General features: G+C 68.8%; 13 protein-coding genes and 2 tRNA genes. 13 read left to right on the plus strand and 2 right to left on the minus strand.

Going from position 1 to position 12,314, the window contains the following annotated elements:
* Positions 1–38: 38 nt before the first annotated feature.
* The 3 genes from QM714_RS00580 to metG are packed head-to-tail and all read left to right on the plus strand — an operon-like array spanning position 39 to position 3,559.
* Positions 39–638 (plus strand): disulfide bond formation protein DsbA, encoded by a 600-nt coding sequence (locus QM714_RS00580; protein WP_415096582.1) that lies wholly within the window; start codon positions 39–41, stop codon positions 636–638.
* A 26-nt stretch (positions 639–664) separates the two neighbouring features.
* Complete coding sequence (locus QM714_RS00585; protein ID WP_415096584.1) at positions 665–1,732, plus strand: peptidoglycan recognition protein; 1,068 nt, start codon at positions 665–667, stop codon at positions 1,730–1,732.
* A gap of 27 nt (positions 1,733–1,759) precedes the next feature.
* A complete protein-coding gene (gene metG / locus QM714_RS00590; RefSeq protein WP_415096586.1) occupies positions 1,760–3,559 on the plus strand; it encodes a methionine--tRNA ligase in 1,800 nt (599 codons plus the stop codon).
* Here metG and QM714_RS00595 read toward each other — a convergent pair.
* Positions 3,556–3,900 carry an MGMT family protein gene (locus QM714_RS00595; RefSeq protein WP_415096588.1) on the minus strand — a complete coding sequence of 115 codons (345 nt, stop codon included), beginning with the start codon at positions 3,898–3,900 and terminating at the stop codon, positions 3,556–3,558. The genes metG and QM714_RS00595 overlap by 4 nt on opposite strands.
* A gap of 41 nt (positions 3,901–3,941) precedes the next feature.
* Between QM714_RS00595 and QM714_RS00600 the strand changes: the two genes are divergently transcribed.
* Positions 3,942–4,856 carry an alpha/beta hydrolase gene (locus QM714_RS00600; RefSeq protein WP_415096590.1) on the plus strand — a complete coding sequence of 305 codons (915 nt, stop codon included), beginning with the start codon at positions 3,942–3,944 and terminating at the stop codon, positions 4,854–4,856.
* 23 nt (positions 4,857–4,879) lie between these two features.
* Here QM714_RS00600 and QM714_RS00605 read toward each other — a convergent pair whose 3' ends face one another.
* Complete coding sequence (locus QM714_RS00605) at positions 4,880–5,206, minus strand: hypothetical protein (RefSeq protein ID WP_415096592.1); 327 nt, start codon at positions 5,204–5,206, stop codon at positions 4,880–4,882.
* 61 nt (positions 5,207–5,267) lie between these two features.
* On the opposite strand from QM714_RS00605, the gene QM714_RS00610 reads away from it, so the two are divergent.
* From QM714_RS00610 to clpX, 9 genes are all read left to right on the plus strand, one after another.
* On the plus strand, positions 5,268–5,783 hold the full coding sequence (locus QM714_RS00610; RefSeq protein ID WP_415096594.1) for a ribose-5-phosphate isomerase: 516 nt from the start codon (positions 5,268–5,270) through the stop codon (positions 5,781–5,783).
* Positions 5,776–6,621 carry an Fpg/Nei family DNA glycosylase gene (locus QM714_RS00615; RefSeq protein ID WP_415096596.1) on the plus strand — a complete coding sequence of 282 codons (846 nt, stop codon included), beginning with the start codon at positions 5,776–5,778 and terminating at the stop codon, positions 6,619–6,621. The genes QM714_RS00610 and QM714_RS00615 overlap by 8 nt, the downstream gene beginning before the upstream one ends.
* A 32-nt stretch (positions 6,622–6,653) precedes the next feature.
* Entirely contained in the window at positions 6,654–7,754 is a 1,101-nt protein-coding gene (locus QM714_RS00620) for a PP2C family protein-serine/threonine phosphatase (RefSeq protein ID WP_415096598.1), read from the plus strand.
* Positions 7,755–7,856: 102 nt separating this feature from the next.
* A tRNA-Gly gene (locus QM714_RS00625) sits at positions 7,857–7,927 on the plus strand.
* 35 nt (positions 7,928–7,962) lie between these two features.
* Positions 7,963–8,035 (plus strand) — tRNA-Pro (locus QM714_RS00630).
* A 37-nt stretch (positions 8,036–8,072) separates the two neighbouring features.
* Complete coding sequence (gene tig / locus QM714_RS00635; RefSeq protein ID WP_415096600.1) at positions 8,073–9,470, plus strand: trigger factor; 1,398 nt, start codon at positions 8,073–8,075, stop codon at positions 9,468–9,470.
* 88 nt (positions 9,471–9,558) lie between these two features.
* Positions 9,559–10,191 (plus strand): ATP-dependent Clp protease proteolytic subunit, encoded by a 633-nt coding sequence (locus QM714_RS00640; RefSeq protein ID WP_415100921.1) that lies wholly within the window; start codon positions 9,559–9,561, stop codon positions 10,189–10,191.
* Complete coding sequence (locus QM714_RS00645) at positions 10,188–10,796, plus strand: ATP-dependent Clp protease proteolytic subunit (RefSeq protein ID WP_415096602.1); 609 nt, start codon at positions 10,188–10,190, stop codon at positions 10,794–10,796. Before QM714_RS00640 ends, QM714_RS00645 begins: the two co-directional genes overlap by 4 nt.
* 136 nt (positions 10,797–10,932) lie before the next feature.
* A complete protein-coding gene (clpX, locus tag QM714_RS00650; protein WP_415096604.1) occupies positions 10,933–12,216 on the plus strand; it encodes an ATP-dependent Clp protease ATP-binding subunit ClpX in 1,284 nt (427 codons plus the stop codon).
* Positions 12,217–12,314: the final 98 nt, after the last annotated feature.

The following is a 12,314-nucleotide window of genomic DNA, read 5'->3' on the forward strand; positions in this document are numbered from 1 at the left end:
ACCGCACGTCGCTGGAGTGGTCTGGTTAGGCTGGCGAGGTGAATACAGCCGACTTCTGGTTCGACCCCCTGTGCCCGTTTGCCTGGATCACCTCACGGTGGATCCTCGAGGTGGAGCAGGTGCGCGATATCGAGGTGCGCTGGCACGTGATGAGCCTGGCCTACCTCAACCAGGACAAGGACATCAGCGAGGAGTATCGCGCGATCCTGCGTCCAGCGTGGGGCCCCGTCAGAGTGTGCATCGCCGCCGAGGAGCGACACGGCAACGACGTGCTGTTGCCGCTCTACACCGCGTTGGGCAACCGGATCCATCTCGGTGGTCAGCCGATCACCCGTGAGTTGATCGCCGAGGCCGTGGCGGAGGCCCGACTCGAGGCCGAGCTGGTGGACGCGATGGACGACGCCTCGCTCGACGCTGCCGTCGCGAAGTCGCACCACGAGGGGATGGACGCGGTCGGCGACGACGTCGGGACGCCCACCATCCACGTCAACGGGTCGGCGTTCTTCGGTCCGGTCCTCTCGAAGATCCCCCGCGGCGAGGACGCCGGGACGCTCTGGGACGGCTGCGTCGCGGTGGCGAAGTTCCCGTACTTCTACGAACTCAAACGCACCCGCACCGGCGATCTCGACTTCAGCTGAACATGGGAGGCCTGAGCCGAAGGGGGATGGGCCGCCGCCACTTCGTCGCTGGTGCGGCCGCGGCACTCACCGCCGCCACGACTCGGGTGGCGGTGGCGGCCGACCATCTGCCCGCGCTCGGGCGGGTCGCCGAGCGCACGCACCCGCTGCGGCCCGGGCTGACGACGATCGAGGCGTCCTTCGCCCAGGTGGCAGTGGTCTGGCACACCGGCGAGCCGAGCTGCCAGGTTCGCGCCCATGGCGCCGCGGGCTGGTCCCGGTGGCACCACCTGCACCGATTCACCGAGGGCGTCGGCCGGGTGCAAGGCAGTGACCTGGTCTGGTTCGGCGACTCAGACCGGGTGCAGGTGCGACGCGCCGACTCGGCCGCAACCGGCGTGCGGCTGGTGCTTCTCGACCCTGCGGGGAGGCCGGGCGACGCGGTGCGTCGTACGACGAACAGAGCGGCCGCGACCCAGAGCAAGAAGCCGAAGCCGCCGACCAGCGCCCCCAAGCCAGCGCTGCTCAGCCGGAAGCGCTGGGGTGCCAACGAAAAGTGGCGCAACGGCGGACCGCGCTACAACAAGACGATCAAGCAGCTGCACGTCCACCACACCGCGACCGGCAACGACTACGGCCGCCAAGACGTGCCGCGGCTGCTGCGCGGCATCTACCGCTACCACACCAAGACGCTGGGCTGGTCCGACATCGGCTACAACTTCCTGATCGACCAGTTCGGCCGGATCTGGGTCGGCCGAGCCGGCGGGCCGGGCCGACCGGTGCGCGGCGCCCACACGCTGGGCTTCAACAACACCTCGGTCGGCGTCGCCCTGATCGGCACGTTCACAGACGAGGCGCCGGCGGATGCCGCGGTCGGCAGGCTGATCCGACTGGCGGCCTGGAAGCTGGACAAGTACGACCGCGACCCCCGCCGCAAGATCCGGGTGCGATCGCAGGGCAGCGATCTCTACCGCGAAGGCAAGGTGGTCCGCCTGCCGGTCATCGACGGGCATCGCGACACCAACCAGACCGAGTGCCCCGGCGAGGAGCTCTACGACCTGCTCCCGCGCATCCGCAAGCGGGTCGGGAAGCGGATGGACCGCTTCCACGACTGAGGTAGCCAGCCTCCTAGGATTCACGCCATGACCAACGTCTTGTCCGCCGTTGCCTGGCCGTATGCCAACGGCCCGCGCCATATCGGCCACGTGGCCGGTTTCGGCGTGCCCTCCGACGTCTTCAGCCGCTACATGCGGATGGCCGGACACGACGTGCTGATGGTCAGCGGCTCCGACGAGCACGGGACACCGATCCTGGTGCTGGCCGACGCGGCCGGACAGCCGGCGCTCGACTTCGTCAACCTCAACCACGAGATCATCGCCCACGAGCTGGCCGACCTGGGCTGCTCCTACGACCTCTACACCCGCACCACGACAGGCAACCACTACCTCGTGGTCCAAGAGCTGTTCCGGCGCTGCCTGGCCAACGGCTACTTCGTCGAGCACGGGCAGGCCGTCGCCCTCGACCCCGTCACCGGCCGCACGCTGCCCGACCGTTACATCGAGGGCACCTGCCCCATCTGCGGGTACGCCGAGGCCCGCGGCGACCAGTGCGACAACTGCGGCAACCAGCTCGATCCCACCGACCTGATCAACCCTCGCAGCAAGATCGACGGGAAGACACCGGACTTCGTGGAGACCCAGCACTGGTTCCTCGACCTGCCGGCGCTCGCCGCCGGGCTGGAGGAGTGGCTGGACGAGCGGGAGGCCTCGGGCACCTGGCGGCCCAACGTCATCAGGTTCACCCGGAACATCTTGAAGGAGATCCGGACCCGGTCGATGACCCGCGACATCGACTGGGGCATCCCGGTGCCGGGCTGGGAGAACCAGCCCACCAAGCGCTTCTACGTCTGGTTCGACGCGGTGATCGGCTACCTTTCTGCGGCGATCGAGTGGGCCCGGCGGAGCGGGGATCCCGAGGCGTGGCGGCGCTGGTGGAACGACCCGTCGGCGTTGTCCTACTACTTCATGGGCAAGGACAACATCGTCTTCCACGCCCAGATCTGGCCGGCCGAGCTGCTGGCCTACAACGGCGAGGGGTCACGCGGTGGCGAGCCTGGCGAGTTCGGTCGGCTCAACCTGCCGACCGAGGTGGTCAGCTCGGAGTTCCTGACCATGGGCGACCAGCAGTTCTCCTCCTCGCGTGGCCACGTCCTCTATGTCCGGGACGTGTTGGAGCGCTATGGCCCCGACCCGTTGCGCTACTTCATCTGCGCAGCCGGACCGGAGAGCTCCGACGCGGCGTTCACCTGGGCCGAGTTCGTCCAGCGCAACAACTCCGAGTTGGTCGCCGGGTGGGGCAACCTGGTGAATCGCACCGCCACCATGATCGCGAAGAACTTCGGCGAGATCCCCCCGCGTGCGGACCTCGAACCGGTCGACGAGGCGGTGCTGGCCGCCTGCCGCACCGGTTTCGACACCGTCGGCGACCTGCTGGCCCACCACAAGCTGCGGGCGGCGATCGCCGAGGCGATGCGAGTGGTGGGCGAGGTGAACAAGTACCTCACCGCCACCGAGCCCTACAAGATGAAGGACCCGGCCCAGCGCGAGCGACTGGCGACGGTCCTCCATGTCGCCGCGCAGTGCGTGAGCGACTGCAACACGATCCTGGCGCCGTTCCTGCCTCACTCGGCCAACAAGGTCCACCGGGTGCTCGGTGGCGAGGGCGAGCTGATGCCGATGCCGCGGATCGAACAGGTCGACGAGCTCGACCCTGGTGCAGGCGCGGGTCTGCAGAGCTATCCGGTCATCACCGGCGACTACACCGGCACGCCACGCTGGGCATCTTGTCCGATCACGGTGGGCGCCCCGGTCGCCAAGCCGACCCCGGTCTTCACCAAGCTCGACCCGGCGGTCATCGAAGAGGAGTTGGGCCGGCTCGGCTAGTGGCGCTCACCAAGGTCGCCGATCGCACACTCGTAGTCGACCGCGAGTTGGGCCAAGTCGGCCCGGAAGTCCTTGATTCGGCAGCCGCGGCCGTTGGGCTTCCAGGTGATGCCCTCCTCCGCCCACTGCGGCCGGACCTCGTCGTGGAGGTGGGGCGGCAGGTCGCCGGAGGCATTGGTGACCCGCCACCAGGTCACGTTGCCGCCGTAGAGCGACATCACTCGGCCCACCAAGCGCGGGCCGATGCCGACCAGCTCCGCCAGGTCGCCGTAGGAGACCACGCACCCGCTCGGCACCTGTTCCACGGCCACCAGGACGCGTTCGACGACCAGATCGTCCATGTCGCGAGTCTGACAGCCGCGACGCCATTACCCTCGACCTCATGACGTTGCACCCCCAGGCCGCGGCTGCGATCAAGGCACGGGCCAGCGAGCCCAGCGTGGTCGGCGCCGACCGGGCCGAGATCGAGCGACGCCGGGTGGCAGCGCAGGTAGAGGCGGCCCAGGAGAAGCGCGAGCCGGTGGCGCAGGCGACCGATCTCGACGCGGACGGGGTGGCGTGCCGGCTGTTCCGTCCAACGGGGGAGTCGGGCGGCGCCATCGTCTTCGCCCATGGCGGTGGCTTTGTGTTCGGTGACCTGGAGACCCACGACGCCCAGGCCCGACGGCTTGCGAACCGGACCGGTCTGGCAGTGCTCGCCGTCGACTACCGCCGACCACCGGAGCACGTCTTTCCCGCCGCCCACGACGATGTCTCCGCCGCCGCCCGGTGGCTGGCCGGCTCGGCGGAGGAGCTGGGCCTCGACGCGACCAGACTGGTAGCGCTCGGCGACTCCGCAGGTGGCAGCCTGGCCCTGGTGGCCGCGCTGCGCGACCCCGGCCTGTTCGCCGCCACCGTGCTGGTCTACCCCTTCGTCGATCCGCAGCGGCGCGGGGCCTCGATGGGCACCCAGGGTGAGCACGGCTTCGACTCCGCCGAGGCGGAGTGGTACTGGCAGAGCTATGCGGGCGGGCCGGAACGGGTCGCGGTGTTGCGCGACGATCCCGACTTCTGTCCGCTGGACGCCGCCGGCCTGGGCGGCCTCCCGCCGACCCAGGTGCTGATCGCCGAGCACGACATCCTCCGCGACGAGGATCTGCTGCTGGTTCGTCGGATCGAGCTGTCCGGCGGCCGGGTCAGTCCGACGGCGTACCCCGGCATGATCCACGGCTTCTGGCGCCACCCCGATGCCTTCGACGCCGCCGAGCTCGCCCTCGCCGACACGGTGGTGTTCCTCAACGGCGTCCTCCCTCGCTGAATCGCGAGACCTAGAAGATGGACCTAGAAGATCGGGCAGGGCGCCGGTGCGAGCGCCGTGCGCAGCGCACGGTCCAGTTCAGCGACGACGTCGGACCGGTGCTCGACGAGCACTCCGGCTCGATGCCGGGCGACCAGGTTGATCGCACCGAGCCAGCCGCGCCCAGGTCGGTGACATGCAGGCCGACCTCGACGGGATCGGTGGTGCGGGTGGCTGTCGCCTCGCCGTCCCGCACGACCAGCCGCCACCGGCAACGAGCTGGGCTCGCCGGACCACACCAGCTCATCGGTCGCCATGAACCGCTCGGGGTCGTCGGCTCGGACGACCTGGATCGGGTGCTGGTCGGTCACGCCCACCATCTTGGCCAACGGTCACGGTCACGGGCCGTCGGATATCTGGTTTGATCGACCTATGCGCGTTCACCTCGGTTGCGACCATGCCGGCCTGGAGCTCAAGGACCACCTGATCAGTTGGCTCACCGAGCATGGCTACGAACCGGTCGACCACGGACCGTTCGTCTACGACGCCGAGGACGACTATCCGGTGTTCTGCCTCCGCGCGGCAGAGGGAGTCGCGACCGATCAGGCCGGCGGCGTCGACGCGCTGGGCGTGGTGATCGGTGGGTCGGGCAACGGTGAGCAGATCGCCGCCAACAAGGTGGCGGGCATCCGCAGCGCGCTGGCCTGGTCCGAGCAGACGGCGTCGTTGGCTCGCGAGCACAACGACGCCAACGTGCTCTCCGTCGGCGGGCGGATGCACACCGTGGAGGAGATGACCAGCTTCGTCGAGGTCTTCTTGACCACTCCGTTCAGCGAGGGTGAGCGACACATCCGACGGATCGCCCAGCTCGCGGCGTACGAAGCGACCAAGGAGCTGCCGCCGCTGCCTGCGTCGGCTGCGGGGGGCGCCGCAGGCGGCGATGCCTGAGGGGCACACTCTCCGGCGTCTGGCGACCCAACTGACCGAGGCGTTCGTCGGCCATCGGACGCGGGTCAGCTCGCCCCAAGGGCGGTTCGCCGCGGAGGCCGAGGAGCTCGACGGTTCGGTGGTCGACGGCGCGGACTCCGCCGGCAAGCACCTCTTCATCGACTTCACCGGCGATCGGGTCGTGCACATCCACTTGGGCCTGATCGGCGGGCTCGACGTGCACCGTGGCGTCGCGGAGGTGCCGGCGCCGGTCGGCGCGGTCCGGCTGCGGTTGGTGACCGCGGACCGCCCGACGGCGTACGCCGATCTGCGCGGCGCGACCGTGTGTGAACTCGTCACTCCGACCGCGCGCGAGAGCGTGCTGGCCCGACTCGGCCCCGACCCCCTTCGGGCGGACGCGGACCCGATGCGGGCGTGGGCGAAGATCTCCCGCTCGGATCGGCCCATCGGTGAGCTGTTGATGGACCAGGCGGTGCTGGCCGGCGTCGGCAACGTCTACCGCGCCGAGGTGCTGTTCCGGCACCGGATGCACCCGCTTCGCCCGGGCCGCACTCTGCGCCGCGGACAGTTCCTCGCCATCTGGACCGATCTGACGGCGCTGATGGCGGAGGGAGTGCGGGTCGGCCGCATCGACACCGTCCGGCCCGAGCACACGCCCGAGGCGATGGGCCGTGCGCCTCGGGTCGACGACCACGGCGGCGAGGTCTACGTCTACCGCAGGGACGGGCAGCCCTGCCTGGTGTGCGGCAGCCTGGTCCGGACCGGAGTGCTGGCTGGCAGGAACTCCTTCTGGTGTCCCCAATGTCAACGTGCGTTTCGCTCGCGGGCTCTACAGTGAAGACAACCATGCAGACCGCCGGAGGAACGACGATGAGCGTCGACCGAGCGCCCGCGCCCGCCGTTCCGGTGCGCCGCGGGCGGGTTCGCGCTGCGCTCACCCGGAGCCGGCGCGCCGGCGACACCAACCTCCTGGTGCTCCTGGCGGTCACCACCCTGGCCGCGATCGTCGCGCTGGCGGTGTGGCCGGAGCACATCCCGGTGGCGATCGTGGCGGTGCCCCTGCTGATCGGCCACCTGGCGCTGGGCCCGCGCGAGCTGCCGTGGTTCGTGGTCGCCACCATGATGGGGCTCGCCGTGGTCTCACCGCTCCAGCCCAGCCTCTCGCTGCGGGTCGTGCTCGAGGTGGTGGTCGTCTTCGTCCTCGGGTTCATCATCTTGCTCTCCTCCTTCCGTCGGTCCCGCCTGGGCGTGGCCGGGGCGCGGGGGGAGTCGATGTTGGTGGACCTTCGCGACCGGATCAACCGCCACGGCGGGCTGCCCGACCTGCCCGCGGACTGGGAGGCCGAGAGCGCGCTGCGATCGGCCAGCGGCTCGCCGTTCGCCGGAGACTTCGTGGTCGCCTCGCGCCCCCACCACGGCGACCGGTTCGACGTCGTCCTGGTCGACGTGTCCGGCAAGGGTGACGAGGCCGGCACTCGGTCCCTGTTGCTGTCCGGCGCGTTCGGCGGGTTGCTCGGTGCGCTGCGACCCGAGGACTTCCTCCCGGCGGCCAACGAGTTCTTGATCCAGCAGGACTGGGAGGAGGGCTTCGCCACCGCGGTCCACCTGTCCTTGAACCTGAAGACGGGCGAGGCCCGGGTCTGGACCGCAGGCCACCCGCCAGCCGTCCAGCTCACCGCGGGCAGCGGCCGCTGGTCGGTGCACGACACCGAGGGCCCGCTGCTCGGGTTGATCCCCAACGCCGAGTTCACCGGCACCCGGAGCATCGTCCGACCGGGTGATGTGATCCTGCTCTACACCGACGGCATGGTCGAGACTCCGACCCGGGACATCAACCTCGGCATCGACCGGCTGGTCGGTCAGGCCGAGCGGGACCTGCGCGGCAACTTCGAGAAGGGCGCCGACCGGCTCGTGGACGGGTTGGGCTCACGCAACGACGACCGAGCGCTGATCATGATCCATCGGCGCTGAGCAGGCCCGCTGGGAGCAGCGCCGGTTGGGGGCTGGACCCTCGGGTGTGGCACCATGACACCCGCGGATTTCCCTCGGCGCGGCGACGCCGGGTGACCGACTGCGGATGTAGCTCAATGGTAGAGCCCCAGTCTTCCAAACTGGCTACGCGGGTTCGATTCCCGTCATCCGCTCGCGGCATGTTCGGACCCCGGTCCGGGCCTGTCGGCGGGGCGTAGCGTAGTGGCTAGCGCGCCTGCTTTGGGAGCAGGAGATCGCAGGTTCGAGTCCTGTCGCCCCGACCCTTTGACCAGCACGACCAACGATCGGAGACCACCTGTGAAGAGCGCCGTCGAGACCTTGAGCCCGACCCGGGCCAAGCTGAGGGTCGAGGTGCCCTTCGAGGAGCTCAAGCCGAGCCTCGACGCGGCGTACCAGCAGATCGCGAAGCAGATCAACGTCCCGGGCTTCCGCCGCGGCAAGGTGCCCCCGCTGATGATCGACCGGCACGTCGGTCGTGGTGCCGTGCTCGACCAGGCCATCAACGAAGTGGTCCCGCAGAAGTACGTCGAGGCGCTCCAGGAGAACTCCCTGGTCCCGCTGGCGCAGCCCGAGATCGAGGTGACCCGCTTCGAGGACAACGAGACCCTCGAGTTCACCGCCGAGGTGGACGTCAAGCCGGAGATCGTCGTGCCCGACTACGCCGGCCTCCAGGCGAGTGTCGAGGACGCCACGGTCACCGACGCCGACGTCGAGGAGCAGCTGCAGGTGCTCCGCGAGCGGTTCGCGACCCTCAAGGACGTGGAGCGCCCGGTCGAGGACGGCGACTTCGTGGTCATCGACCTCAAGGCGACCAAGGACGGGGAAGGTGTCGAGGGCGCCGAGCTGACCGGCATGTCCTACCAGGTCGGCCGCGGCGGCATGCTCGACGGACTCGACGAGGCTCTGGTCGGCATGTCGGCCGGCGAGGAGAAGACCTTCACCTCCCAGTTGGTCGGTGGCGACCTGGTCGGCGAGGAGGTCGAGGTGACCGTCGCCGTCACCCAGGTGCAGGAGCAGGAGCTGCCCGAGGTCGACGACGACTTCGCGCAGCTGGCGAGCGAGTTCGACACGGTCGCCGAGCTCACCGAGGACGTCCGTGAGCGGCTCGGCCGTGGCGCCCGCCTGGAGCAGGCGGCCGCCGCTCGCGACGCCGTGCTGGACGCGTTGCTGGAGCGGGTCGAGATCCCGCTTCCCGACGCGCTGGTCACCGACGAGCTCAACGCCCGCCGGTCCAGCGTCGAGCAGCAGCTCGCCTACGCCGGGATGACTATGGAGCAGTACCTCGAGGACGAGGGCCAGACGGTCGAGGAGTTCGAGGCGGACCTGGAGCGTCGCGTCCGCGACGCCGTCACGGCACAGTTCCTGCTCGACGAGGTCGCTACCACCGAGAAGTTCGGGGTCGACCAGGCCGAGCTGAGCGAGCACCTGGTGCGTCGTGCCCAGCAGTCCGGCGAGGACCCGCAGCAGTTCGCCAACCACATGTTCGAGCACAACCACATCCCCGAGCTGGTGCAGGAGATCCTGCGCGGCAAGGCGCTCGCCTCGATCGTGGAGTCGGCCGTGGTGACCGACGCTTCGGGTGAGCACGTCGAGCTGGCCAACCTGCGTCCCGACGGCACCATCGGTGAGCCCGAGGCAGAGGCCGAGACGGACGGCGGCGCAGAAGTTCCGGCCGAGGAGACCACCGAGGAGTGAAAATCCGCCCTGGGCGAACAGGGCGGTCTTCACCATGGAACCGTCCGTGGTTCCGGCTAGGGTCGCTGTCGTGTACCCGAATCCCACGATGAACGGCCCGACCATGGACGGCGGCGTCCCGACGTACGGCCTTGACGACCACATCTATCAGCGCCTGCTGCGCGAGCGCATCGTGTTCCTCGGCTCCGAGGTGCGCGACCAGAACGCCAACGCCATCTGCGCCCAGCTCCTGCTGCTCTCGGCGGAGGACCCCGAGGCAGACATCTTCTTGCACATCAACAGCCCCGGCGGCTCGGTCGACGCCGGCATGGCGATCTACGACACCATGAACTACATCCCCAACGACGTCGCGACCGTGGGCATGGGTCTGGCCGCGTCGATGGGGCAGTTCCTGCTCTGCGCCGGCACCAAGGGCAAGCGCTATGCGCTGCCGCACGCACGGATCATGATGCACCAGCCGTCCTCGGGCATGGGCGGTTCGGCCTCCGACATCAAGATCCAGGCGCAGCAGTCGCTGCACATCAAGCAGGTCCTGCTCGACCTGATCGCCGAGCACACCGGTCAGTCGCGTGAGCAGGTCGAGACCGATGCCGACCGCGACCGCTGGTTCACCGCCGACCAGGCGCTGGAGTACGGCTTCATCGACCAGGTGATCACCAGTGCGCGGGAGGCCGCCGACCAGGGCCGCCCGGCGCACCAGAGCGAGGAGGGTCAGGCGTGAACTACTACATCCCGCAGTGGGAGGAGCGGACGTCCTACGGCTTCCGCCGCATCGACCCCTACGCCAAGCTGTTCGAGGACCGCATCATCTACCTCGGCACGCCGATCTCCGACGACGTGGCCAACGCCGTCATCGCCCAGCTGCTCTGCCTGCAGTCGATGAACCCCGACCAGGACATCAGCATCTACATCAACTCACCCGGTGGCTCCTTCACCGCGTTGACCGCGATCTACGACACGATGCGGTTCATCAAGCCGGATGTCCAGACCGTTTGCATCGGCCAAGCCGCGTCCGCGGCGGCGATCTTGCTGGCGGCGGGCACACCCGGCAAGCGGCTCGCCCTGCCGAACAGCCGGATCCTGATCCACCAGCCCTATACCGAGGGCACCTTCGGGCAGACCTCCGATATCGAGATCCAGGCCAACGAGATCCTGCGGATGCGTGAACTGCTGGAGAAGATGATCTCCGAGCACTCCGGCCGGTCGATCGAGGAGGTCAGTCACGACATCGAGCGCGACAAGATCCTCACCGCGGATCAGGCGGTCGAATACGGCCTGATCGACTCCGTGCTGGAGTCCCTCAAGACGACTCCGGCGCTGGCCTGAGAGCGGCTTGGCGGCGACATGACGCGCCCGGTTTCCCGTGTCCAGGGCCCCGATGGGGCCCCGGTCGGGGTACCGTGGCGGGGTTTGCAGCTTGGTTCGAGGCTCCCGTCCTCGCACGATCCGAAAGGGACCACACGTGGCACGCATCGGTGACGGAGGGGACCTGCTGAAGTGCTCCTTCTGCGGGAAGAGCCAGAAACAGGTGAAGAAGCTGATCGCCGGCCCTGGCGTCTACATCTGTGACGAGTGCATCGAGCTGTGCAACGAGATCATCGAGGAGGAGCTCAGCGAGGGCGCCGAGGTCAGCCTCGAGGAGTTGCCCAAGCCGCGCGAGATCTTCGAGTTCCTCAACGCCTACGTCATCGGCCAGGAGCACGCCAAGAAGTCGTTGGCCGTCGCCGTCTACAACCACTACAAGCGGGTTCAGGCCGGCCTGCAGCCGTTGAGCGGCAAGCACTCCAAGGACGAGACCGTCGAGGTCGCCAAATCCAACATCTTGGTGATCGGCCCGACCGGCTGCGGCAAGACCTACCTCGCCCAGACCTTGGCGCGGATGCTCAACGTGCCGTTCGCGATCGCCGATGCCACCGCTCTGACGGAGGCGGGATACGTCGGTGAGGACGTCGAGAACATCCTGCTCAAACTGATCCAGGCCGCCGACTACGACGTGAAGAAGGCCGAGACCGGGATCATCTACATCGACGAGATCGACAAGGTGGCCCGCAAGGCGGAGAACCCGTCGATCACCCGCGACGTCTCCGGCGAGGGTGTCCAACAGGCACTGCTCAAGATCTTGGAGGGGACCACCGCCTCGGTGCCGCCGCAGGGCGGCCGCAAGCACCCCCACCAGGAGTTCATCCAGATCGACACCACCAACATCTTGTTCGTGGTGGGCGGCGCGTTCTCCGGCCTCGAGCACATCATCGAGCAGCGGGTCGGCAAGAAGACGCTCGGGTTCACCGCCGAGGTGCGGAGGGCCGCCGAGCGGGAGGCCGACGACCTCCTCGTCCAGGTGCGCCCCGAGGACCTCACCAAGTTCGGTCTGATCCCCGAGTTCATCGGCCGCCTGCCGCTGATCGCCAGCGTCAGCAAGCTCGACCGTGAGGCCCTGACCCAGATCCTCACCGAGCCACGCAACGCTCTGGTCAAGCAATATCAGAAGCTCTTCGAGCTCGACGGTGTCGAGCTGGAGTTCACCGAGGACGCCATCGCCGCCGTCGCCGACCAGGCGATGGAGCGGGGCACCGGCGCGCGCGGTCTGCGCGCCATCATCGAGGAGATCCTGCTCCACGTGATGTACGACGTGCCCTCGCGCGGCGACGTCGCCAGGGTCATCGTGACCGGCGAGACCGTCACCGACGGTGTCGCCCCGACCCTGATCCCGCGCGAGTCCGAGGCGAAGAAGAAGAAGTCTGCCTGATTCGGCAGGCTCCTGCCCGGCGGGAGCTTCCGGTGGTCTGGGGTGCGACCGACAGGGCTCCTACGGGAAAGTGGTGCCCGTCTTCCGCGGTGCTGTGG

It is taken from the genome of Nocardioides sp. (assembly GCF_047602075.1).
Lineage (GTDB): Bacteria > Actinomycetota > Actinomycetes > Propionibacteriales > Nocardioidaceae > Nocardioides.